The following is a 25,555-nucleotide window of genomic DNA, read 5'->3' as shown; positions in this document are numbered from 1 at the left end:
TTTGCCTGGACTGATTAGATTTTGCTGGCATCCATACATTCTGTTTTCCTCCTTGGTTTATATTAGCATAGTATTCGCAATTCCAGGGTAAAGTATGCCTACAAAACAACCAATACAAAAAAAAATTGAAGGCGGTTGAAACCGCTACCGAGTTCCTCCTCATGTCTAAAGCCCGGGGCTTCCCTCTCGTTTTTTGGTGAAGTCCTGACTACAAACCTATTTTACGAGAGTTCTTAGATTATTGGTATAAATTAACAATTTTTTGCAAAACCCCTAAAAGCAGAGGAAGATTATCGAGATAATAAACATCATCATCAATAATTAAATTATTTCCTTCTAATTTAAGAAACCGCCAGACTACCCCCGAAGTTACGCAGCCAAATACAGCAGGGATTGAATTTTGTTTGCGTTGGTTAAATAACTGAGCTGCCACCATTTGTGCGGCACACTGTGGCAGACAAGATTCTATTTCTCCGCCTTTCGTTTGTCTGGCTGTAAAAAACGGAACTTTGATTTCAAAATCCAACGACACGCCAGATAGTAGAAAGTCGCATTCTCCATTCAATCCCTGAGAAATATCTACATCAAATGCCCAACCGGAAAAGATAGAAAATTGTTTGTTATTTTTTTCCCCCACCTCTAACAAAACAGGAGAAATAATCCGTTCCGAACGTTCTTTTGCCGTTGTTACAGCAGTGTTAGAACTAATTTCAAGAGTTCTCCAAAGCCATTGAGATGGTTCTAAAGGAATAATTTTGGTACTCAAAATCGGATCGAGTGATAGCTCCAATCCAAACCGATCTTTTAATTGTTGGAAAGTGAAGGAGTTGTAGGACATATTTCTCAAAGAAGTCGGTGAAAATAAACATCACTTTGAGATAGAAAGCGAGTTGAAAAACGCCCAACTTGCTTGGATGCAAAAGTTACACCAAAGAAACCCGGTTTCTGCGATAAATCTTGGTTTGCTAGCGTCTAGGAAGAAACCGGGTGTCTCACCCCCCTGTGTAAGTCCTAATATAGCAACCATTGCAGAATTTGTGAACCTGTCTTTTCTTCCATCTCTCGCGACGATCGATAACTAAATCCGACTTCCTTCTTCCTTCTTCGTGATGACTGATAACTACTGATAACTTATGACTTCTTCATTCTTGCTTTTTGCTTCTTCCTTTTTCGTGATGACTGATAACTGATGACTAATGACTAATGACTTCTAAACATTTAACCACTGAACGAGTATCTTGGGCGCTGGCAACAAAATAATTAACAAAAGCCCGATCGCCAGTAACCCCAAAAAATCTCGCCTATCGTCCAATTCGCTGACATCATTCAACGCCGGTTCGTCGCTGAGGGGCGTCAAAAACAAAATAATTGCCCACAGCAGCAAACCCTGCTCCAAAAAAGACAGCAGCAGCATACAAATTCTGGCAAATTGCCCGATCGCCATACTCGCTTTTTGGCCAAACATCGCGTGTACGATGTGCCCGCCGTCGAATTGTCCCACCGGCATCAAATTAAACGCCGTCACGATCAAACCCAAATAACCCGCCACCGCTACCGGATGCAAATTAATCGCAGTTTCCGCATTCAAAGCAGCGCCCAAGGTTAACTTGCTCAACAGAGTCATTAGCAGCGAAAATTGCGGACTGAAAGACTCAAAATTCAACATTCCCGACTTTTCAGATAATGGTACAATTGTCGAATGATCCAAACCCCAAATCAACAACGGCACTGCCACAATTAAACCTGCAAATGGGCCGGCAATACTGATGTCAAATAAAGCTCGGCGGTTGGGGATTGGACTCCGCATTTGAATGAAAGCGCCAAAAGTTCCTAAGAAAAAAGGAATGGGAATAAAATAAGGTAAAGTTGTGCGAATTTTGTGGAATTTGGCAGCTAAATAGTGGCCGGATTCGTGCATTCCCAAAATTGCAATCAGAGCCAGGGAATAGGGCAAACCCTGGAGCAACATTGACGGGTTGGACTGCAAAATTTTTTCAGTAACTCCGGCAATTTGCGCTCCGACAATCGTAGTAGTAAATACCGTAATCAGCACCAAAGCTAAGGCAAAAAATGGCCTGGTTACAGATTCGGTTTTTACCGGAGTTTCCCCGGATTGGTGGCTGGGATTGGGAACTATGGCAAAAAAAGGTTTACCGCTTAAGCTGTTTTGAAATATGACTAAAAAGCGATCGCCAAAATGCCGCTCCACATTCTCCCGAATCGTCTGATAAGCAGCCTCCGGGTTCGTGCGTAACTGTCCGCGACAAATTACAGCCTGTGGCCGAAATTCTAAATCTCGCAAAAAGTAAATTGACCAAGGAAAACAATCGCGCAAGCTCGCTTCTTCCTCGGAATCGATCGGGCGCAGAGGCAGTTTTGGCTCTTTCGGTTCAGTCGCAGAGCCTGCTAAGAGCGTTTCAGTGGAGCCGATAATTTCCTTGCGCCCCAACTGTACCAAAAACCAGTACAAAAAAGGGCAAACCAGAAAAGGTATAATTACCAACTCCGGCGGTACTGTTTTGCTGGCGCCGTTAACTAAAAGCCAACCGCCCCAAATCAGCGCCGGCGCCATCATTACCAGCCACAGCAGCCATACCGGGGTTCGTGTAATGCGGCTGGTGCTGCTCTGTAACAAGTAGTAAGATATAAACCCCAATACGAGCAACCATAGTAAAAAGAACATAATATTTATTCCATGCCTCTCAATAGTTCCTTGAAACAACAGAGTTCAGTCTCCAAACAGCCCAGGCTAGTGCTGGCAAATATCTTTGCTTTCCCACCTCACCGGGATACCCTGGGTGCGACAGCTTATTTCATTGTAGAAAACGAATCGAACATCCTGGTGGATTGTCCCGCTTGGGATGAGATTAATCAAGCCTTTTTGCGGGAAAACGGCGGCGTGCGGCTGCTGTTTCTCACCCACCGCGGCGCGATCGCCAAGGCGCGGGAGATTCAGGAAGCCACGGGCTGCGATATCCTGATTCAAGAGCAGGAAGCTTATTTGCTCCCTGGATTGAAGCTGACGGTTTTTGAGCGAGAATTTGCTGTGAGCGATCGCCTAAAAGCATTTTGGACTCCTGGCCACTCTCCTGGTTCATCTTGCCTTTATGATACTGGCAGTGGTGGAGTGTTGTTTACCGGCAGACACTTGCTTCCCAATCGAGAAGGCGCCCCGGTACCGCAGAGAACGCCAAAAACTTTTCACTGGCCGCGGCAAATTAACAATGTGCAGTCAATTATCGATCGATTTTCGCCTTCGACTCTGCAATATATCTGCCCCGCTGCGAATACTGGCTTTTTGCGAGGAAAAGGATCGATCGATCGAGCTTTTGAGCAATTAACCAATCTAGATTTAGCCGTTTGTTTGCACTCCCAGCCCGAACCCTAAAAGAAAACCCTAGGTGTGATTTGATGCCGGCGATTATTACCGCCGATGATTATGGTAAAAACCGAAAAACAAAAAATGCTCGCCGGCGAATTGTATTTAGCTGCGGATCAGCAATTAATTGCAGAACGCCAGCGAGCCCGCCGCCTCTCCAGAATCTACAATTCTACTCACGAAGATGAACCAGACAAACGGTTAGAAATCCTTGCCGAATTGTTTGGTGCAATCGGGCCGAAAGTTGAAATCGAGCCGCCTTTTTACTGCGACTACGGCAGCAATATTTATGCGGCAAACGGATTGTACATGAATTTTGGCTGCGTGATTCTCGACTGCAATCGAGTTAACATCGGCGAAAATTTGCTGTGCGCCCCCAACGTGCAAATTTACACCGCTTTTCATCCCACCGATCCGGAAATTAGACTTTCTGGCCGCGAATTCGCCGCAGAAATTAATATTGGTAATAATGTTTGGATTGGCGGCGGCAGTATTATTTGCCCTGGAGTCACTATTGGCGACAATAGCACGATCGGCGCAGGTAGCGTTGTTGTCAAAGATATTCCCGCAAACGTCGTGGCTGCGGGGAATCCTTGCCGCATCATCCGGCATTTACCTTGATGTGGTACGATCGACTCACTGGCGCGATCGGCTCTTTGGAGTTTCACACAAAAATTTTAGATGTCACAACCGCCAGTTTGAGATTTTTCAGATAAAATTTCCCGGAAAAATCCGTGGCAAAAATCTCAAATCTCTAATCTCAAATCGCTTACTTTCTTCCTCCCGGTTTCCCCACTACCAAGCTTTTCTTATGACGACTGCAACAGTTTATCCCAACGCACCCGAACTCGGCACCGACGACTACATAGCAGTAGGTTTAGCCACCTGCTTCATCAAAGAAGAAGGCGAAGTTCATCAAGTAAAAGTAATCGAACCTATCCCCTCAGCAGCTTTGGAAGCAATTGTCAAGGGAATTCCCACATCTTATGAAATGGCTTGGGGGACTACTTTAGGATCGGTGTTCGACGGCGAATCACCCCAAAGGCTGCCGGAATTCCCCGCCGAAGCTCAGTTTAGCGAAGAATTTGGCTTTCGGGCGATCGCCGCAGCCCGCACTTACAAAATCCGCCCCGAAGCTCAAGTTCACATTCCCCAGGGAACAGTTCGCAACGACTTTTCTTATTCTTTAGAACGCAAAAGAGTGCTGAACACCGAGCGCGTCATTCGCACTGAAGACAATGTGAAACAGCACGAACACACTCACAAGGTTCTTTAAACAAATCGCCCAACAGCATCAATTTAGCGAAAAAAGTTTTGAGATTTGAATTAAAATTTTAATAAGTTTTTTCTTCATTAATAACTCAAAACTTTTGATATTTTATGATTAAGGCAAAAGCCAAATATTTCAAGGTAGGGTGCGCCGTCCGCACCTTACCTAATCAAGATTTTATTAATAAAAACGCTAAATTTTAACTTAGGGTGCCCAGTCCACACCTTAGATGAATTATTAACAAGTATTGGTAAAAATATCAACAAGTTAATCTTTTTTTGAATTTCTCAAAAACATGGTAAAATTGTATTCCAGTTTAACAAGGTGAGCAGGCCTGCGGGAAAAAAAATCAAAAATCCCGGCAATTTTTGAATGGTAGTAGTTTCAGACTACTAGCAGGCGGGCGAGTTCATCGCAGGTGAGCTGAGAATTTCAATCTCACAAATTGGTCAAACCATGAGAAGCTTTGCGAAAGTAAAGTGGTGGAAATTAACTCAACTGTTGCCAGCGAGATTTAAGGGCGAATACGATCTTCGCTACAAAATCGCGTTGTTAATTTTGGGCGTAACAATTCTGGCAGCTAGCATCGCTGGTTGTATCAGCTATCAAAGCGTTCGCCGCTTGATTATCAAAAATTTAGAGCGAAATGCTTTGTTAGAAGTTAAGGAGCGCGGTAACAAGATCGATCGCTGGATTGGCACGATAAAAAATGAGATCGAAACCCTCGCCAACACTCCTCCGGTGCGATCGATGAATTGGTCAGTGGCAGGGCCTTATTTAAAATCGGAAGTAATTCGACTGTCAGACTTCAAGCATTTCGCATTAATTGAACCCGACGGTTCTTATTTTACCACAAAATTTGGCAGAGCTTTGATTAATGTTAGCGATCGCCAACACTTCAAAAAGGCAATGGCTGGACAAGTCTATGTTTCAGATCCTACCATTTCTCGCACGCTCAAACAACAAAGTATTGTTCCTATTTCGGCTCCGGTGTGGTCAAATGCTCTGGAGAAAAGACCAAAAAAGCCGATCGGAGTAATGAACGGTGTCATTAGCATCGATCGAATTGCGGAAGTAGTAGGAAAGCTGGAATATGAGGCGGGAACTTACGCTTTTGTACTGAATTCTCAAGGAGTGCCAATTGTCTATCCCGACGCTCGGTTAATGGGAAATATTGACAAAGCCGCTCCCAGTCTTTTAGAGTCCGCAGATACTAATTTGGCGAATGTAGTCCGGGAGATGGTTTATCAAAAAACGGGCATTGTACTAACTCAAATCAACGACGCCAGAGTTTATGTTGCCTATCTTCCTTTAGAACAAGCTGAATGGTCGATCGCCCTAGTAATTCCCAGCGATAATCTCGAAAAAGAACTGTTCGCCTTAAACATATTAGCAGCAGCTACCGCCGGACTCTTCGCCGCAGCTATTTTGGCAGCAATTGTAGCACTGAAGCTGTTTGCCGAAAATTGCATCCGCACTCGCACAGAAGCCATGATCCACCGCTTGACTAGCCGCATTCGTGCTGGCTTGCCGCTCGATCGCATCCTGCAAACTACAATAGACGGACTCGGTACCCTGCTAAAGCTCGATCGAGCAATTTTCGGCTGGTACGACCCCCGACACGATACTGTAGAATTTTGCTGGGAATATTGCCGGCAAGGTTTACCAGGGCGCTTGGGAATCTTCGGTGCCCAAACAGGGCCCTCTGGAGATTTAGCAGCAAGGCTGCATCGGTGCGAAACGATACTTCTCAAGAAAACCTCCGCCCCCGATGCCACAGGCTCTCAGGAAGCAACGCATCTCGAACTCACAGACAACCACTACGCAGCAGTACCCGTACTGACTCAGACTAATCGGCTGGGATATCTGTTCGCCTGTGCTAATCGGCGGTTTGCAAGTCCCGACGAAGTGGAAGTTTTGGAAACAATTGCAGACTCACTGGCGATCGCAATTTCCCAATCCCAACTCCACGGGCAAATTCAACAAGAACTCAAACTTTTAGAAGAAGTATTAGCCCAACTCAGAAGAACCGAAGAGCATTTAGTACAAAGCGAAAAAATGACAATAGTCGGTCAACTCGCCGCCGGAATTGCCCAGGAAATTAACAACCCAATTAACTTTATTTACGGCCGCCTGATTCACGTCAACGATTATATAAAATATTTGCTGAATATAATTCGCCTCTATCGCGAACAATATCCCCAACCAGTGCCGCGAATTGCCCAACAAATAGAAACCTTCGATCTAGATTTTATCAGCGAAGACTTGCCACAAATTCTCAATTCTCTGAAAATAGGAACCGATCGCATTCGCCAGATAGTCCTGGCTTTACGAAACATTTCACTTCCAGACGAAGACAACAAAGAACGCGCCAACCTTCACGAAAGCATCGACAATATTCTGCTATTGCTCGCTCATCGGCTAGATCAAAAAATATTAGTAGTCAAGGAATACAGCAACCTGCCGCCAATTTTGTGTTATCCCGGTCAACTGAGCCAAGTCTTCGCTAATATCCTCAGCAATGCGATTGATGCTATTAACAGTCTTGACAAATTCAATCAAACTATTACAATTAAAACAGATATTGTCGAGCATTCTACAGGCAGATTTATTGCAGTATCGATCGCCCACAATGGCTCTCGAATTCCACCGGAAATTCAACAGAGAATTTTTGACCCGTTTTACCATAATAAATCCTTGAAAAATTTTACAGGATTGGGGCTATCGGTTTGCTATAAAATTATTGTAGAATTGCACGGCGGGCGCATGACAGTTCAATCTCCAGTGCAATCTGAAAGTCAATCTCCAACGGGCGGCGGTGCTGAATTTATCATAGAATTGCCGATATTTTGAACTACCTTCACTAATACCATTTACAAAAAAGCTTACTAGAACAATTTTTTTTTATCGTCCATTGAAAAGAACAGGTACATCGTCATTAGGCACGAAAAGTTAATAACTTAAACAGATCCTATAGTCCTTTCTTCTATAATCTCGGAAGTAAAAGGAGGCTCTGCTTGTCAACTGTCAACTGTCAACTGTCAACTGTCAACTGTTAACTGTCAACTGTCAACTGAACTCTTACCCATTGTGACAGGTTGCTGATAATTAGAAGTGTAACCGGATAAAATTTTTATACTCGGTTGGGCGACTCGTAATGTTAAAGAAAGACGCACTTTACCACTTCTATTATAAATAGAACGATGTACAAGTTGATCCGTAAATAAAATAAACTCACCCGGTTTTAAAACTACCGCGTTCGCGTTTTCTTCTACTTCCTTGGGAACTCGAAAAAAATGATTCCCACTAAAAGGATCGGTGATGGTAACTTCACACTTTTCGAGTTCACTTTTCGGGATATATTCAAACCCGTTTGTCTCCGTCACTTCTGTTAAACCAATATAAATATTAATCGTTTTTCCATCCCCGGTAAGTAAATTAGGATAAATATCTCGATGCCAAAAAGGAATCAATTGACGTGAGGGATAATTCACCCATAATTCCGATCGCCATAATTTCAAATTATCCCCTAAATAAGCTGTCAGTATTTTCAATAAATTCTCATCTTGACACAGGTGCAACACCGCAGCAGAATCTAAATGTCTTTCCATATAAAATTGGCGTTGGTAACATTGAATGACCATCAACATAAGTGAACCAAATTGTAACCTCAAAAGGGCTTTTAATGCCTGAGTCAATAAAATTTTAATGGGTGGTTTTGGTAAAACTTCCTTAAAAATACGATCGCAAATATTCGCGAGTTCATCCTGATTTAAGTTGAGAGCATAAGGCCCCCATATCCCATCAGTAGCATCATGATTAATTCTCTCTTTCTCGACGGCTTGACTACAGCCAGTCCATAATAAACTTTTTTCCCATAACTCTTGACATAAATCATTATTTTTTGCTAATGTAGGCAAGGTTATTTGTTGTGCTGTTTGATTTAAAAATTTACCTGTTGTTAACTCAAATTCTGGAGAAGTTGCACATAAGAGACTACTATAGGCTCCCTTTTCTGGACTAATTCCTAAACCGAGATATTTACTCAAACTATGACCGATGGTAATATTAGATTGTACAAAACCCGGATGAACCGCGTTAACTGTTACCTGCGTTAATTTTTGGGCAAGTTGTCTGGTTAAAAGCAATAGACAAAGTTTTGACTGGTTATATAATTCAATAAAATTTAAGGGTGTTTCTTTAACGAATAAATCCCACTTAATTCGAGTGGGTTTCAATGCTAAATCTGAGGATACTATAATCACGCGACTTGGGGCGGATTTTTCTAATTTATCTAATAATAAATAACTGAGGAGAAAATGACCTAAATAATTGGTTCCCCAAATTAACTCAAATCCTTCTTTAGTGACTCCTCTTCCGTCGAAGATTCCGGCATTATTGACGAGGATATGTAATGGCAAATTTCTGTCTTGAAATAGTTTAACACAGTGACGCACAGACTCTAATGAGGCCAGATTTAAGGGTAAATATTCTATATTGGGATTTCCGGTAGTTTCACGAATATATGCGATCGCTTTTGTCGCTTTTTTCTGGGAACGACAAGCAATAAAGACATGATGTCCCAATTTAGCTAAACCTAAAGATGTCATTAAACCCACACCGGAATTACCACCAGTAACGAGACAAACTTGCATAAATTAATTGATTTTTTGATGTTCTTGAGAGTTATTATATTACGGTTCGCGTCCTAATTTTTCAGGAAGGCTATCACATTTCCTGGAATCGTTTCGCGGGTTTTATAGCCTGACAAAGCACAAAAATCATAACCTGCTTAATCGGATGCTGATTTAGCAGGGTGGCAAAGTTAACATTTCCTAGTACATGAGCACCTGTTAAATAGTTTAGTCCGTGGCAATTTTACCAGAAATAATAATGCACAATTAATGGCGGTTCTCGATTAAGGGCGATCGACTAAAGAGCGAATTTTGCGCCACCAAGCCGCCGGCGAATCCTCCCGGCGGTACGCGACATCAAACATCGACAAAATTAGCGGTAAACCCCCCACCTTTGCACTCATCAACAAGTGCATTAGCAGACAAAAAACTAATACCGCCCAACCAGAAATGTGCAAATAATACCAAACCTGGGTCAAATCTCCAGCCGGTAGCCATTCTTCCTTAACCATACTCCCAGAGGCGATCGCAAAAGTAAGCGCTAACAACATCAACGTATTCACGATCCGGTGCAAACTATACCACCAAATAGGCTTTCCCAACTGAGTTAGTTTCCCAAAAGAATCCGGCTGCACCAAGCGTTTTTTACCTGCGAGGAAACTGTACAATGCAAAAGTCGGCATGACTCCTAGCAGCAACATCTTACCAAAAGTGCCGTGAATCCCGATAATATCTGCAATTCGAGGCACGGGCACTTTGCCGAACCGCCCGTCATAGGTGTTGTACACCAGAAATGCGGTCAAAATTGCTAAAAGGGCGATCGCAGCATTAAGCCCGTGCAGTAATCTGAGCAGCAATGGCTGATACGGTTTAGATGGCGGCATTCTCAATTTTGCTATGCGATCGATAGTCTTTCATATAATACAGCTAAAGGCGGATTTTTTCAATCCCCGAAAATTGTGAAACAAATGTGATAAAAAAATGAATGGATTATGAGAAAAACCTATTTTTATCAAAGTTTAGTGTAAAGTAAAACAGTCAAGAGAAATACTTTCCCTATAACATCTAACAGTTTACAAAAATGGATGCAGCCACTACCGTCTTCCTTTCCTTGGGACTAGCAGCAGATGCTTTTGCTGTGGCTGTTTCGAGCGGCACAGCAATTAAACATATGAAGGTTAATAAAGCTTTAAAAATCGCCTTGTTTTTCGGTGGATTTCAAGCTTTGATGCCCATAATCGGATGGTCTATCGGGCTGACTTTCAGTTTTTTGATATCTGCGATCGACCATTGGATCGCTTTTGGCCTTTTGAGTTTCATTGGCGGTAAAATGATTTATGAATCGCTGCAAATTGAAGAATGCCAGAAAAAATTTAATCCCTTAGATACGGGGACTTTGATAACGCTGTCGGTGGCGACGAGTATCGATGCCCTCGCCGTTGGTATCGGATTTGCGGTTCTGAAAGATTCTATTGCTCCGGCGGTGACTGCGATCGGATTTATTACTTTCTTTTTAGCCTTTGCTGGTGTGTTTGTCGGTCACAAGTGCGGCAATTTGTTTGCTAATAAAATTGAAATTTTGGGCGGAGCAATTTTGATTTTTATTGGCAGTAGAATCTTGTTTCTGCACTTGACAGAAGTGCCATTAGTCAGTTGACAGTTGTCTGTGGGCAGTGGGCCGTTGACAGTGGGCAGTAGTCATTAGATACTGACTAACAACTATCAACTAACAACTAACAACTAACAACTAACAACTATCAACTATCAACTAACAACTGTCAACTAACAACTGTCAACTGACAACTGTCAACTGACCAAAAAATGGTATAACAGAAATATTGCATTAAAGGACAAAAATTAAGTGCTCAAACTTTACGGCGGAGCTCGCAGCAGGGCCTCAATTGTCAAGTGGTATCTCGAAGAAATAGCGGTTCCCTACGAATTTGTCATGCTGGATATGCAAGCAGAGGAACACTTGCAGCCAGAGTTTCTTGAAATTAACCCGATCGGCAAAGTACCGGCAATTGTGGACGGAGATTTTAAACTTTGGGAATCCGGCGCAATTTTGCTGTATTTAGCTCAAAAATATGGTAAAATGCCCGAAACTTTGGAGCAGCAAGCTCAAGTTGTGCAGTGGGTGATCTTTGCTAACGCCACCCTGGGGCCGGGAATATTTGTCGAAGCCAGCCGGGAACGCGAAACCCCGAAAATGTTAGAACCGTTAAATCGCATCTTCGAGAAACAGCAGTTTTTAATGGGCGATGAATTCGGTGTCGCTGACGCTGCTGTCGGCTCAATGTTGGCCTACATTCCGATGATGCTAAAACTTGACCTCAGTGCTTATCCGGCTGTGGTAGATTACATCAAGCGGATTTCGGAAAGACCGGCATTTAAAAGTGCGATCGGTAGCTGAAGCCATAAAGCAGAACGAAACAAAACTTAACAGCTAAAATCAGGGGCAATTGGTGAATTGCCCCTGATTTTTAATGAAATGAAACTTATCTGAACCCGACAGCCGCTTGCCAGACAAAAGCCAGCAGCAAGAAAAACACGGGAATGACCGGCAAAACATTAACCAAAGGCTCAAAAATCGAATAAGCTTCGGGCAGTTTTGCTAAGAGTAATGCAGCTTCCATGAATCAACCTACCTATCCAACAGAATTTTCATAATTGTCGCATATCTTCACCCAAGGCAATCATTATCGATCGACACTCGGTGTCAGCCAGTGGGCAAACTCTTCGGTAAATCGATCGGCCAAAATCGCCTCCCGCATCCTCCCAGTAAAGCGAATCAACTCCGTGACGTTGTGCAGCGCCAGCAAAGTATAGCTGAGTGCTTCCTTAGCCCGCGCCAAATGCGCCAAATAAGCCCGACTGAATTTTTGGCAGGTATAGCAAGGACAAGACTCATCCAGGGGAGCAAAATCCTCCCGAAACCGAGCATTTTTCAAATTCCAGCGTTCCCCGCGCACAAAAGCCGTCCCGTGACGCCCCAGTCGAGTCGGAATCACGCAGTCAAACATATCTACGCCACTCGCCACAGCCAGCGCCATTTCGCGATAGGTGCCAATTCCCATCAAATAACGGGGCTTATTTGCCGGCAACAGGGGCGCAGTAACTCTGACAATCTCTGCGATCAAATCCCCCGATTCTCCGACGCTAACCCCGCCGATCGCATAACCGGGCAAATCTAAGTCTACCAACTGGTTTGCCGCGCGCGATCGCAAATCTGGGAAAACGCCCCCCTGCACGATGCCGAACAAAGCTTGATCCGGGCGCGAGTGAGCTTGCATACAGCGTTGCAGCCAGCGGTAAGTGCGATTTGTCGCGGCCTCCACCTCGTCCCGTGTAGCGGGGTAGGGCGGACACTCGTCAAAGGCCATAATCACGTCAGCGCCCAACTCGTTCTGAATCTCGATCGACTTTTCCGGTGTCAAATTAATGATACGGCCATCGCGGGGGGCTCGAAAAGTCACCCCATTCTCCGAAATAGTCCGCATTTGGCTCAAGCTAAACACCTGAAAGCCGCCCGAATCCGTCAGAATCGGGCCAGGCCAAGCCATAAATTTGTGCAATCCGCCCGCGCCCGCGACAATTCGTTCCCCCGGCTGCAAGTGCAAGTGATAAGTATTCGCCAAAACCATTTGAGCTCCCGCGTCTTCTAGATGTGCCGGGGTCAACGTTTTGACATTAGCCAGCGTCCCCACGGGCATAAATTTAGGCGTTTCCACAATACCGTGGGGAGTGCTAAAAACCCCTGCACGTGCTTGGGTATGGCTACAGTTAGCCTCACACTTAAAAGAAAATCTCCCGTTGTCTTCAGTCATTAGTCTCCGTCGATGCTTAACCGCTACTGGGCAGTCCGTGTTATCTAATCTATTGTTGTTGAGATTGAGACAAAAAACCCATGACGGGGCCCAAAAAACCGAGACCAGCCCGGACTCCTCTCATAGATGCCCAAAAATTTTAGACCAAAATTTAATCTCCCAGATTCATCTGTAGAGTGAATCTAAAATCTAAAATCTAAAATCTAAAATCTAAAATCTAAAATCGACTGACTGGTGATTAAAACGGAGAATCATCCTCATCTAATTGCAGATCCCAGTTGCCTGAGAGTACCTGATCTACAACCGCATCCAAAGCCGCAGCATCCAAATTCCGGGCGACTTGCTCTTGCAAAGGATTGGAGAGGGGAATTAAACGCAACTGTCTTCCGTCTTGAATCAGGTCAAAATAAGCACCCTCATCAGGGGACTGTTTCAGTTCTAGGTAATCAAAACTATACACGTTCAAATAAAGCGCATGGTTGGCAATCAGGGTAGAACGGTGGGGGTTGGCGAAGACTTCGAGCACATAACCTTCTCCTTCGCTGTAAATCTTGCCATCTTGGATGTGAAGGTAGCGGACACGTCCTAAATCAAACAGCAATCTTTTGATATCGCGCTTGTTGACGACAATGCCTGTATCGATGATGCAAGGAGCAACTACCCTGTTATTCAATTGGTCGTGACTCATGGATTAAAAGCCTCTGTTGTAGTATGTTCCCGTCTTGGAAATCAGGGAGTTAGCTAGAATTCTTGGGAAGGGAAACGCGGATCTTCAGTTTAGTCATTTTAGATACGGAGCTTCGGGATCGCTGCCGGCAGAGGTTTTCCGGGGAAAATATCTCGGACAGGAGGAATGCCCGATCCAAAAAACTAGGGTGTTACAGCTCCAATTCTGGCACACGCTAAGGGATTGACAACTGCATATCAGATGAAAAATTTTCTATCTTATGGTGGATGATAAATTGGTTCGCTCTACAATCGACTTTTTCCGGAATCAAGGCGCTGCCATTGCAGCCGCAGTCGCGTTTTATACTTGTTTGCCGGTGCCGGTGTCTTGGACTTTGGAGTTTCGGGGCATTGCTCGCTTGGCTCCGGCGATCGGGCTTTTGATTGGCGGGATGCTGGGACTGGCAGATCTTGGGTTGCATTTGTTGGGTATGCCTGCTCTGACTCGATCGGCATTAGTAGTAGTTTTGGGCATTGCCATCACTGGCGGGCTGCACCTAGATGGAGCAATGGACGCGGCGGACGGGCTGGCCGTCCCCGACCCGGTGCGCCGGCTGGAAGTGATGCGGGATAGCGTTACAGGGGCTTTTGGGGCGATGGCTGCGATCGCGATCATCCTGCTGAAAACTGCCGCTCTCTCGGACTTGAGTAACTATCGGTGGCTGGCTTTGATGGGTGTGGCAGGTTGGGGGAGATGGGGGCAACTGGTGGCGATCGCCCGTTATCCCTATCTCCGCCCGGAGGGTAAGGGAGCTTTTCATAAAGAATCGATTTATTCTCCGTTTGATTTTATCCCAGGAGTGCTGTTGCTGCTGAGTTTGAGCGTACTGCAAGTTGTCTTGTCGGGCGATCGGTGGCTGTTGGCGGTGGGGATGGCTTTGGGCGGAAGTGCGATCGGAATTTTTGTCGGAGCCTGGTTTAACCACCGTTTGGGTGGCCACACGGGCGATACTTACGGTGCTGTAGTTGAGTGGACGGAGGCTTTGTTGCTGTGTCTTTTGGCCGCCTTGGAAGGTTAAACAGTTAACAGTTAACAGTTAACAGTTAACAGTTGACAGTTGACAGTTGACAGCGAGTTTTTAGGATGGAGATTTAAACAATTAATATCAAATCCGGTAGCATCGGAATTGTAAAATCGAGTCATATAAAATCCACGCTTCATAGTCCTGTATTCATCTCTCTCCAATCTTCCTCTGTGTTCTCTGCGCCCTCTGTGGTTAAATCATTCCGATGCAACCAGAAACGATTTGATAGTTGATAATTCACAACGAAAATTAGATCGGAGTTTTTGCTGTGAACTATCAACTGTCAATTGTCCAATGTTAACCTTGAGCGCGATCGACTGCGGCCTGCAATTTTTCCCCCAGTATCCGAACGTGGGGCTCTTGTAACATCCCCAAATGGTCGCTAGGGATCTCGTTAATCTCTATTCCTCCAGCAACTACCTCGCCCCAACCCAATTCGCGATCTGCACCAAACACCGATGCACTCTCAACCGCTTTGAAGATAGTCGCTCGACCAGAGTAAACTCCCGCTACATAGTGTCTCAATGCCTCATTATTGAGTTCTTCATGAGTGAAATTTTCCAAATAAATCGGCAAGGGACGCCCGATTAATCGGTAAAATTTACACAAAATTCTATACTGAATAAAAGTAAGCATCTCGATTTTTCCCATCAGATTGCTCTTCGCTTTATTCAGAAATACACCTGGTTTGAGCCGTAACATTTTCATCACGCGTTGACCGCTTTTTATTTCAGGCAAATGTTTGAAAGCATCCGGGCCGTAAGTATCCAAAAATCCCAGCAAAGCTACCTTCTCACCTTTCGCATTGAGTTGCCGAGCCATCTCAAAAGCTACCGTCCCGCCAAAAGATACTCCTAACAGAAAATAAGGCCCGTATGGCTGGAAAACTTGCATTTCTTTGATGTAATAAGCTGCCAATTCCTCAACTCGATTGGGGGGAGCCAGTTTTTCATCCATAATCTGGGTAGACAGTCCCAGAACAGCTTGCGATCGATCCAAATGATTCAGCAAAGGACGGTAAAATTCCAATCCCCTGCCGAGCGCGTGAATGCAGAACAGAGGGGGTTTGTAACTTCCTGTTCCCGGTTGAATCACTACCATTGACGGTGACGGTGACGACCAATTCGGTTCGCGGAGAATGTTAGCCAATTGCTCAACTGTTGGCGATTGAAACATAGCAGACAGTGGCAGATTTTTGCCGAAGACTTTTTCAATTTCAGCTAACAAGCGCGCTGCTAGCAGCGAATGTCCTCCCACCTCGAAGAAATTGTCCCTGATGCCAACTGAATTGATGCCTAAAACTTGTTCCCAAATTTTGGTCACTTGGAGTTCTAACTTGTCGCGGGGGGTAACAGAAATTGTTTCATCGGGTGCAACGCTGGCAGATTGCCACTTTTGAGTTGCCAAAGCGCGGCGGTCAACTTTACCGTTGGGTGTCAGCGGCAGTGCCTCCAGCACGACAAAAGCACCCGGCACCATATATTCGGGCAGTTTTTTTTTCAGGAAGCGGCGCAGGTCACTGATTGCGGGTGCGGGTTGCTGATGGCAGACAACATAAGCTACCAATTGTTTGTCAAGAGCAACGTTCTCTCTGGCGATGACCGCAGTCTCTCTTACATCGGGATGCTGGCTCAGTAGGGTTTCAATTTCCCCCAGTTCGATGCGGAAGCCGCGTATTTTTACCTGGTTATCCATGCGACCGAAATATTCGATGTTGCCGTCGGTCAGGTAGCGGGCCAAATCCCCTGTTTTGTAGAGACGCGCGTCTGGTTTATCGCTGAAAGGATTAGGAATAAATTTATCTTCAGTCAAAGAAAGTCGGTTGAGATATCCCCGCGCCAAGCCGACGCCACCAATAAGCAACTCCCCCCTGACTCCTACCGGAACTGGCTGCAAATGAGAGTCGCAGATATAGAATTGCGTATTGGCGATTGCCCTCCCAATTCGCACTGGCTCATCTCCCGCCGTCACCTGAGAAACAGCCGACCATATAGTCGTCTCTGTGGGGCCATACATATTCCACAGTGAGGCGCAACGAGAGAGTAATTGATTCGCTAGTTCGCGAGGTAGAGCTTCACCACCGCAGAGGATTTTTAAATTAGAACTGCCAATCCACCCCGATTCTAAAAGCATTCGCCAAGTAGCGGGTGTTGCTTGCATAACTGTAGCGCCCGTTCGAGCGAGAATAGCACTAAGCTGTCTACCATCTGAAGCCACTTCTCGACTGACTAGAACACTGCTAGCCCCTAACGTCAGCGGCAGAAAGATTTCTAAAGCCGCAATGTCAAAAGATACAGTGGTGACGGCTAGAAGAATATCTGACGCTTCTAAACCCGGAGTGCCCGACATGGAGGTGAGAAAATTTCCGACAGCGCTGTGAGGAATTTGCACGCCTTTCGGCTTGCCAGTGGAGCCGGAAGTGTAAATTACATAGGCGAGATTATCCGGTTTTACTAAACTGTTAGGGTTGTCTTGACTCTGTTGGGCAATTTCATTCCAATTTGCATCCACGCACACTAGACGCGCCCCGCTTTCGGGCCAATTTTCAAGTAAAGATTTTTGAGTCAGCAAGACGAGTGCGCCAGCATCTTGCAGCACGTAGGTAATACGTTCTCTAGGATAAGCAGGGTCTATTGGAACATAAGCACCACCGGCTTTGAGGACACCCAACAGACCGATCGCCATTAAGAGCGATCGCTCGACGCAAATCCCCACAAGCACTTCTGGCCCCACTCCCAACGATCGCAGATAGTGCGCCAACTGGTTGGCTCTTGCATTTAATTCTCGATAGGTGAGTTTTTCCTCTTCAAAAACTACCGCAATAGCATCAGGCGATCGCTCAACTTGCGCCTCAAACAACTGATGAATGCACTTATCCTGGGGATACTCAGCCCAAGTGTTATTCCACTCGACGTGGAGCTGGTGTCGCTCTATTTCTGTCAGCAGGGGCAATTCTGAAATCTTCTGCTTTGGATTGGCTGCGATCGCTTCTAACAGCACCTCAAATTCAGCCATGCGGCGGCAGATTGTCGCAGCATCAAATATGTTTGTATTGTACTGGCACTCCAGCACGAGTTTGCTTTTTGTTTCGCTGGCATTCACCGCCCATTCAAAGTTTTCATAAGTTCTGGGATTCGAGAAAGCTTCAGCTTTAAAACCTGGAAAATTAAGCTGTTCTTCCGTAAGCTGTACGTCCAGATTAAAAGTTACAGGCACTAGCGGAATGCGGCTGAAATCCCGCGGCAATGCTAGTTTTTTCATCAGAGTACCGAATGTAATCTGCTGGCGATCGAGTGCATCTAAAACTCCCGTGCGGCGCGATCGCAAATAATCGATAAAAGACTGTTCCCCGTCAATGCGGGTGCGCAGCGGCAACAAGCTCACGCAGTGTCCGGCAAGCTTGTCTTTTCCTCCAACAAGCTGTCCCGCCGCCAGCATTCCCACAACCAAATCCTCTTGCCCGCACAAGCGGTACATAAATGCTTCAAATCCAGCAAAGAGAGTTGTAAAAAAACTGCAACCTGCTTTTTTTCCCAGGCGTTTGAGGTTAGCAACTAGATCGGGATTTAGTTCCCAATCTTCCCGCGAACCATTGTAAGTTCTCAAAGCAGGCCGCGGTCTGTCTGTCGGCAAATCCACCACCGGAGTTGTGTCGGAAAAAAGCTTTAACCAATAGTCTTCTGCGTCAATAACTTCGGTGCTTGTTGACTGTGCTTCTTGTAAAATTGCGTATTCTGTAAAACTTTCTGGTTGGGGAAGATTGGCGGCTAATCCTTGCTTTTTGGCAGAGTAAATTGCTCCCAAATCGGGAAATAAGATGCCCCAAGACCAGCCATCGCAAATAATGTGGTGACCGGTGATAATAACGATGTGTTCCTGTTCTTGCAGCTTAATAATTTGACTGCGAAACAGCGGCCCGCTGACTAGGTTGAATGGGCGATCGACTTCTTGGCGGCGCAAATAAGCTAATTTCGATTCGCGATCGCGATCGTCCAAAATTGACAAGTCAATCGTTGGAATATCGAGGGCGATCGACGCAGCAACGCAAAGAGTCGATCCGTCGGGGCTAAATGTTGCCCGCAGCGCATCGTGTCGCTGCACTAATTCCTGAATGGAAAATCGCAGAGATTCAAGATCGAGATTTCCTTGCAATCGCAAACACATCGATTCGTTGTAAGCACAATTTGCCTCATTTCCCATTTGCACGGCAATCCAGATTTCTTTCTGCGCTTCCGTGGGGGGTACGCAAGCAAAAAGTTCTCCCCCTGCGAAGGGATCGAAGTCTACAGCAGTTAGTTTTGATGGTATATCTGCGGTTGTTTTCATGGGATATTAATTAACAGTAGAATAACTGATCTAGATAATGTTTTTTAACCGCAGAGGGCGCAGAGGGCGCAGAGAGAGGAGGTAAGCAGAGAGAGAGAATCATAGGGGTATCAAATCCGATAAGCATTGGAACGATGAATTTCTCTCCTTTTTCTCTGCTTGCTCTGCGCCCTCTGTGGTTCAATCAGAAGTTATGTTGGGTTCGCTTTGTACTGCTACGCAGAAGCAAGCTACAATCGAATTTATTAATCTGTCCCCATCAATTTTTCGCGAGCACTAAGCACGGCACCTGCACTTTTTAGATAGGCTTTAATCATTTTGGCTTTGAAGGAATTTTGACCTCTAGGAATGCAGCATTCGTTCGTAAAAAAATCCCAATTTGATTCGCAAAGCTGGTCAAATGCTACGGAAATTGTTAAAGTCAGCGACCTTGCCGTGTGATACCAGCCACAGGGAATAAACAGCGTTTCACCGGCTGAGATGGTAATTTTTGTGGGCGTAGCTTCAGCAAAAAGCGGATATTTTTTTAAGTCAGGATTGTGATGGTTTTCAATCTCAGACACCCAAGGAGAATTCTGGCGCGGATAGAGATACTTTTGCTGTTCCGGCGTAAAAATGGTAAATTCTTTTTCTCCGTAAATCTGATTGATATAGGCGTAAAGCCCTAGAAAATCGTAATGCAAATAAGGAAATTCTCCTCCTGGGCCGCCAAAGAAGATTTCTAAGTCGTACAAATTATCGAGCAGCTTTTTCGGGATTAAGCTGCTGTGGGTGCGATCGGGTTTGGCAATGCTCGGTCGGGGAGAGACATCAGGCTCTAAATCGGCAAAATCTTTGCGGACATTGAGTTTAAAAGGATAGGGAGCCGGATTTTCTTTGGTGGAATTTTTCAGCAAGTCGAACAATTTTGTGAGGGTGTAAATCTTGCCACCTATTTCTATTTCGCGATCGCCAAAATTGTCTTCAAAATACTCTGGGGTAAATTTCGCTGCTGCGGGCCAATTTTTTGATAAATCGGTGAAAATAACTGGTTTGCCGGGATTGCGGTACTCGCTGACAAATTCCTGGTGAGTCAGGCCTGTGCGGCGGTCTATTTGAAGAGTTTTTGCTGTTTGGAGCATTTGGGTTTTTCCTGTGTTGTTTAGTTGAAATTCATTGCCGATGTGAAAATTATTTACAGGTAGATTGAGATTTATCGTTTGGTGGGGGCGGGTTTTTTAGACGATCGATTTCAGGCAATTATTGTTGGTGAACCCGCCCCTGCCGGATTTAATTGCCAACTTTAACAATCAATTGGATAAATTATCTCCTACTTGTAAATGTTTGCCTGGGCGCTCTGGATCGGCTACGTACCAAGCGGGATTACCGTTAGGATCTCGCCCTAATTTTGCACCGGGTACGGGAGCATTTTGGGCGAAAGCAGTTGAGGACTTTCCTCCATTAATATTACTGTGATTGTGGAATTCGATCGCCCTCACAGCTTCCTCAGATCCACCGGCTAAAAATCCGGCTGACTGCAATTCGGCAATACTGTTTTTAAATGCTTCCTTGATAAAAGCAATATCTGCGTCGGAATGGGCTAGCGTCAGGAAACACGGGCGGTGATCCCAAATGTGAATGCCTTTTTCCCGCAGCGAGTAGAAGAGCAATTCTCCATGAGAAAAATCTTGCGGGTAGGAGATTTTGAACAGGGAACCAAAGTTTTTAACCGTGAAAGGTGTTTGCTCGCGATCGAACATGGCGCTCAATTCTGCAACTAATTGGTCAGTTTTGGCATTGAGATCGCGCTGCAATGAAGGCCCGCCCCGTTTCAAATATTCGAGGGATGCTTTGGCGGCTGCTAAAGTCAGCGGATGGCGGACAAAAGTTCCTGCAAAATAGGTAACGCCAACTTCGGGGAACGAGTCATCTCCGAATTGCCAAAATCCGCCGTCAAAAGCGTCCATCCAGGCAGACTTGCCCGCAATTACCCCGATCGACATTCCGCCGCCGACAACTTTGCCATAGGTACCGATATCGGCTTGTACGCCGAAATATTCTTGAGCGCCGCCCGGTGCTACTCGGAATCCGGTAATCACTTCGTCCATGATGAAGGCGCAACCGGCTCGATCGCAAATCCGGCGCACTTCGTGGAGGAATTCTCGCGGTTGCCAGTCGGGGCGGCGGCTTTGTACCGGTTCTACCATGATGGCTGCCAAATCGCCCGCCCGCGCTCTGAGAAGTTCTAGGGATTCGGGTTCGCCATAGTCGAGGATCAGGGTATTGTCAACGGCGGATTGGGGAATTCCCGGTGCTGCTGGGAGCGATCGCAATTTCTTAGTTCCGCGCACGATTACTTCGTCGAAAATCCCGTGATAGTCGCCAGTAAACATGGCGATTGTACTGTTGCCGGTGACGGTGCGGGCGAGTCGCATTGCACCCAAAACTGCCTCAGAACCGGTATTGCAGAATGCCACGCGATCGTGCTTGGTCATTTCGCACACGAGTTCGGCGACTTCCCCCGCTAGCGGTGTTTGCGGCCCGATTTCAAATCCGCGCTGCATTTGGGCGGCGATCGCTTCTGTAACAAATGGCGCTGAATATCCGAAAAAGTTCGACCCGAAACCGTTGGTTAAATCGACATACTCGTTACCGTCTTCATCCCAAAGTTTGGAACCGGACGATCGTCCCACCACGATCGGATAAACCAACTCTTTCATCGTCCGGTTAAAGCCGGAAACTACGCGCGGATCTGCGAGGTGGTGGCGGTGAGTCTGAGTGTACTGTTTCGATTTTTGGGTTCGCGCCGTATACCGCTTGACAAATGTTTCTAAATATGCAGTTTGCGAGGGAGTTAGGGCACCGCGATCGGATGTATCGATGCGGGCGGCTGCGCCGAATACTTTTTTGGGCTCGGCGGTGGGCTCGGCGGATGGTGCGGGTTGGGCGGTTGGGGCGATCGTGCTGCTGTTATTGCTCGATTGCGGGATATGTTGCACCGGTGCGGGGGGCTGCACCATTTGAGTTGGGGCTGTCGGTGCAGGCTGTGCGGGAACACCGCCACCTAACAATTCTAGGTGTCGCGACATAATCTGCAACTGCTGGCCGATCAAGTATTCGAGGTTGCTAGATGGTACGGGTTGCAAGATTTGAGGTTGCGGGGCTGGCAGATTTACCGGGGCGCTGGCTGCAATTGGTGTGGCAATTGGTGCGGGAATTGCTGCGGGAATTGGTACGGCAATTGCTGCGGGAATTGCTGCGGGAATTGCTGCGGGAATTGCTGCGGGCAAAACTTCCGGCGGCAAAGATCCGTCGATAAATTCAGATAAAGTTTCGAGACTGGGGAAAGTTTCTAGTAGCTGGCGGAAGGTAATTTTAACCTTAAATTCTTTTTGCAGGTTCAGCGCTACTTGAGTCAAAGATAGAGAATCTAAACCCATTTCTAAAAAGGTCATATCGTCGCTGACGCTGCCTAAATCTTCACCAGAAGTTTCTTCTAAGATATTTTTGATTTGGGGAATGAGTCTTTCTTTGCGAGCTAGTTGTTGGGTTGCGACTTGTAAATTTGACATTGGTAATGAGTTGATAGTTGTTAGTTGGGCATCGGGCATTGGGGATTGGGCATCGGGCATTGGGGATTGGGCATCGGGCATTGGGCGTTGGGAATTCTCCCCATCTCCCACTCTCCCCATCTCCCCCTCTCTCCGCATGGGTTCGATCCAGAAGCGTTTGCTTTCAAACGGGTAAGTTGGTAAGGGAATGCGATCGCGCGTTTCCTCCTGATAAAAACTCTGCCAGTCGATCGACACTCCGCAAAGCCAAAGCTGTCCGGCGGCACTCAACAAAGCAGTCCATTCAGCGTTGTTATCTGGATTATCGGTTAAAGAAGAAATAGCGACTTGTTTTTTCAAATCTTTGGATTGTTTGCGAGCCAAAGTAGCAGCCGTTGTTCTCGGCCCGACTTCCAAAAGCACGCGATTCGGATCTTGCCACAGCTCTTTAATGCCATCAGCAAAACGCACTGTCGCCCGCAAATGCCGCGCCCAATACATCGGATCTGTTGCTTGTTCTGCGGTGATCCAACTAGCAGTTACAGTCGAAACAAAGGGGATAGTTGGCGCTGACAATTGCACTTTTTTGACATATTCAGCGAAAGGTTCGACGATCGAATCTACCATCGGCGAATGGAAAGCGTGGGAAGTGTGCAAGTGTTTGCAGACAATCTTTTCGCTGGTTAATTGCTGTTCAAAAAGTGCGATCGCATCTGTGGGCCCAGAAACCACGCACAAATCCGGCGCATTCACCGCCGCCACAGCCAAATCCCCACTCAAGCGCCCTTCGACTTGCGCCGCCGGCAACCGTACCGACAGCATTGATCCCCCCGGTAAATCTTGCATCAAGCGCCCTCTAGCAGCCACCAGCATCAGCGCATCTTCCAGGGAAAACACGCCGGCGATAGTTGCCGCGACAAATTCGCCAATGCTGTGCCCGATCGCACCTTGGGGAATTACGCCCCAACTCTGCCACAGTTGGGCCAGCGCGTACTCTACGGTAAATATTGCAGGCTGAGTCAAAAAGGTTTGGCGGAGAGACTCGGCGGCTGCGGTTTCATCGCTACCGGGATATAGCACTTGGCGCAAATCTAGGCCTAGGTGCGGCTGCAAAATTTCGGCGCAGCGATCGACCGTGGAGCGGAATAAAGGCTCAGATTCGTACAAATTCAAGCCCATATTGACGTATTGCGCCCCTTGTCCCGGAAACATGAAGATTACCGCCGGATTTCTCGATTCGGTGCAGCGGGTGGCAGTGCGTAGCGGTGGCAGGGATGCGAGTAACTCTAGGGCATCGGAGCGATCGCTGCAAACGGCGAAACGGCGGTAATTAAAGGCTTGCCGCCCGGTTTGCAAGGTGTAAGCAGCATCGGCGAGATCGATTTCTGGGTTTTCGGCGAAGTGCGATCGCAAGTTTGCAGTAGCCGCGTCCAAAGCAGATGCTGTTTTTGCCGATAGCAGCAGCAACTGTCTGGGGCGAGAAGGGCTTGACGGTGTGAGTGCCGGCGCTTCTTCGAGCACAACGTGAGCGTTGGTACCGCCGACTCCAAAGGAACTTACTCCCGCTCTTCTGGGCGTTTTCCCGGCTTTCCATTCCGCAAGTTCGGCGTTGACGTAGAAGGGGCTGTTGGCAAAGTCGATCGCCGGATTCGGTGTTTCGTAGTGGAGAGTGGCGGGTATTTGTTGGTGTTTGAGGGCTAAAGCTGTTTTAATTAGCCCCGTGACTCCGGCGGCGGCGATCGTGTGTCCGAAGTTGCTTTTGATGGAGCCGATCGCGCAAAATTGTTTAGCTGTGGTTTTGAGAGCAAAGGCTTGTGTCAAGGCTGCAATTTCGATCGGATCGCCGAGGGGAGTTGCGGTGCCGTGGGTTTCGACGTAGGATATGGTTTCTGGATCTACACCTGCCATCGCCTGCGCCATCGCGATCGCCTCTGCTTGTCCATCCACGCTGGGCGCTGCAAAACTGACTTTTGCCGCCCCGTCGTTATTTAAACCGACGCCACGAATTACCGCATAAATTGTATCTCTGTCGGCGATCGCCTCTTCCAAACGCTTGAGTACCACAGCCCCAGCAGCGTTGCCGAACACAGTGCCTTCAGCTTGGGCATCAAAAGGTTTGCAATGTCCGTCGCTAGAAAACATCCCCCCTTCTTGATACAAATAACCGCTATTTTGGGGAGCCGTAATCGAAATCCCGCCGGCGAGAGCTAAATCGCATTGATAGCTCATCAAAGCATAAAAAGCTTGACAAATTGCAACTAATGATGTAGAGCAAGCGGTATGAACGCTGACGCTCGGCCCCTTGAGATTCAGTTTGTAAGAAGTGCGGGTAGCGATGTAGTCTTTTTCGTTCCCTACCATCACCTGAAACTCGCCGGCGCGGGAAATTATGTCCGATCGCCCGGCGATGTTGTTGGGAAAATAAGTATTGTTGCCAGTGCCGGCATAAACTCCGATCGAACCGTTAAAAGTATTGGGATCGCAGCCTGCATTTTCGAGGGCGGCCCAAGCTATTTCTAAAAAAACCCGTTGCTGCGGGTCGGTAATTTCGGCTTCGCGGGGACTGACACCGAAAAATGCAGCATCAAAGCGATCGGCCCCGTCAATAATTCCTCTAGCTTTGACGTAATTTGGAGCTTGTTGGAGGGCCGGATCAACACTGGGGTCTAGTTCCGCATCGCTGAAAAACGTTGTAGACTCGACTCCCCCGCACAAATTCTGCCACAGTTCAGTGACACTTGCAGCACCGGGAAAGCGGCCGGCCATGCCGATAATGGCAATGCCGTCAAGTTCTTGATTTTCTTCGGAATCGATTGAATCATTCATAAATTTAAGTTA

At 46.6% G+C, this 25,555-nt stretch carries 17 protein-coding genes; 7 read left to right on the top strand and 10 right to left on the bottom strand.

Features of this window, described 5'->3' with window-relative positions; translation table 11 throughout:
* Window positions 1-238: 238 nt before the first annotated feature.
* Window positions 239-838 (bottom strand): hypothetical protein, encoded by a 600-nt coding sequence (locus tag K4039_RS11810; RefSeq protein ID WP_265235380.1) that lies wholly within the window; start codon window positions 836-838, stop codon window positions 239-241.
* 372 nt (window positions 839-1,210) lie between these two features.
* Window positions 1,211-2,683, bottom strand: a complete 1,473-nt coding sequence (locus K4039_RS11805; protein ID WP_265235379.1) for a site-2 protease family protein — start codon at window positions 2,681-2,683, stop codon at window positions 1,211-1,213.
* A 30-nt stretch (window positions 2,684-2,713) separates the two neighbouring features.
* On the opposite strand from K4039_RS11805, the gene K4039_RS11800 reads away from it, so the two are divergent.
* The 4 genes from K4039_RS11800 (at window position 2,714) to K4039_RS11785 (ending at window position 7,502) form a co-directional block, all read left to right on the top strand.
* Window positions 2,714-3,388, top strand: coding sequence for an MBL fold metallo-hydrolase (locus K4039_RS11800; protein ID WP_321161596.1), 675 nt, complete (start codon window positions 2,714-2,716; stop codon window positions 3,386-3,388).
* A gap of 51 nt (window positions 3,389-3,439) precedes the next feature.
* Entirely contained in the window at window positions 3,440-4,000 is a 561-nt protein-coding gene (locus K4039_RS11795; RefSeq protein WP_265235377.1) for a sugar O-acetyltransferase, read from the top strand.
* 190 nt (window positions 4,001-4,190) lie between these two features.
* A complete protein-coding gene (locus tag K4039_RS11790; RefSeq protein ID WP_265235376.1) occupies window positions 4,191-4,655 on the top strand; it encodes a hypothetical protein in 465 nt (154 codons plus the stop codon).
* 450 nt (window positions 4,656-5,105) lie between these two features.
* Window positions 5,106-7,502, top strand: a complete 2,397-nt coding sequence (locus K4039_RS11785) for an ATP-binding protein (protein WP_265235375.1) — start codon at window positions 5,106-5,108, stop codon at window positions 7,500-7,502.
* Window positions 7,503-7,711: 209 nt separating this feature from the next.
* Here the strand turns inward: K4039_RS11785 and K4039_RS11780 are convergent, their stop codons facing one another.
* Together K4039_RS11780 and K4039_RS11775 are read right to left on the bottom strand one after the other, a co-directional pair.
* Window positions 7,712-9,304 (bottom strand): SDR family NAD(P)-dependent oxidoreductase, encoded by a 1,593-nt coding sequence (locus K4039_RS11780; RefSeq protein WP_265235374.1) that lies wholly within the window; start codon window positions 9,302-9,304, stop codon window positions 7,712-7,714.
* Between the two features lie 263 nt (window positions 9,305-9,567).
* Entirely contained in the window at window positions 9,568-10,167 is a 600-nt protein-coding gene (locus tag K4039_RS11775) for a cytochrome b/b6 domain-containing protein (RefSeq protein WP_265235373.1), read from the bottom strand.
* Window positions 10,168-10,364: 197 nt separating this feature from the next.
* On the opposite strand from K4039_RS11775, the gene K4039_RS11770 reads away from it, so the two are divergent.
* Together K4039_RS11770 and K4039_RS11765 are read left to right on the top strand one after the other, a co-directional pair.
* Window positions 10,365-10,940, top strand: a complete 576-nt coding sequence (locus K4039_RS11770) for a manganese efflux pump MntP family protein (RefSeq protein ID WP_265235372.1) — start codon at window positions 10,365-10,367, stop codon at window positions 10,938-10,940.
* 204 nt (window positions 10,941-11,144) lie between these two features.
* Entirely contained in the window at window positions 11,145-11,696 is a 552-nt protein-coding gene (locus tag K4039_RS11765) for a glutathione S-transferase family protein (protein ID WP_265235371.1), read from the top strand.
* An 85-nt stretch (window positions 11,697-11,781) separates the two neighbouring features.
* Here K4039_RS11765 and K4039_RS11760 read toward each other — a convergent pair whose 3' ends face one another.
* The 3 genes from K4039_RS11760 to K4039_RS11750 form a co-directional block, all read right to left on the bottom strand.
* Window positions 11,782-11,919, bottom strand: a complete 138-nt coding sequence (locus tag K4039_RS11760; protein WP_006634808.1) for a photosystem II reaction center protein K — start codon at window positions 11,917-11,919, stop codon at window positions 11,782-11,784.
* A 63-nt stretch (window positions 11,920-11,982) separates the two neighbouring features.
* Window positions 11,983-13,110 carry a tRNA guanosine(34) transglycosylase Tgt gene (tgt, locus tag K4039_RS11755; RefSeq protein ID WP_265235370.1) on the bottom strand — a complete coding sequence of 376 codons (1,128 nt, stop codon included), beginning with the start codon at window positions 13,108-13,110 and terminating at the stop codon, window positions 11,983-11,985.
* Between the two features lie 238 nt (window positions 13,111-13,348).
* On the bottom strand, window positions 13,349-13,798 hold the full coding sequence (locus K4039_RS11750) for a hypothetical protein (protein WP_265235369.1): 450 nt from the start codon (window positions 13,796-13,798) through the stop codon (window positions 13,349-13,351).
* Window positions 13,799-14,057: 259 nt separating this feature from the next.
* Between K4039_RS11750 and cobS the strand changes: the two genes are divergently transcribed.
* Complete coding sequence (gene cobS, locus K4039_RS11745; protein ID WP_265235368.1) at window positions 14,058-14,855, top strand: adenosylcobinamide-GDP ribazoletransferase; 798 nt, start codon at window positions 14,058-14,060, stop codon at window positions 14,853-14,855.
* A gap of 303 nt (window positions 14,856-15,158) precedes the next feature.
* Here the strand turns inward: cobS and K4039_RS11740 are convergent, their stop codons facing one another.
* The 3 genes from K4039_RS11740 to K4039_RS11730 form a co-directional block, all read right to left on the bottom strand.
* Window positions 15,159-19,187 (bottom strand): non-ribosomal peptide synthetase, encoded by a 4,029-nt coding sequence (locus K4039_RS11740; protein ID WP_265235367.1) that lies wholly within the window; start codon window positions 19,185-19,187, stop codon window positions 15,159-15,161.
* Between the two features lie 245 nt (window positions 19,188-19,432).
* Window positions 19,433-20,308 (bottom strand): cupin-like domain-containing protein, encoded by an 876-nt coding sequence (locus tag K4039_RS11735; protein ID WP_265235366.1) that lies wholly within the window; start codon window positions 20,306-20,308, stop codon window positions 19,433-19,435.
* 168 nt (window positions 20,309-20,476) lie between these two features.
* The gene (locus K4039_RS11730; RefSeq protein ID WP_265235365.1) at window positions 20,477-25,543 is read right to left on the bottom strand and encodes a type I polyketide synthase; all 5,067 of its coding nucleotides are present in this window, start codon (window positions 25,541-25,543) and stop codon (window positions 20,477-20,479) included.
* Between the last annotated feature and the right edge of the window lie 12 nt (window positions 25,544-25,555).

The sequence above is a fragment of the Lyngbya sp. CCAP 1446/10 genome (assembly GCF_026130175.1).
GTDB lineage: Bacteria > Cyanobacteriota > Cyanobacteriia > Cyanobacteriales > Microcoleaceae > Microcoleus.
The sequence above is the reverse complement of the archived record's forward strand: the minus strand, read 5'-3'. Positions and strand labels throughout refer to the sequence as shown.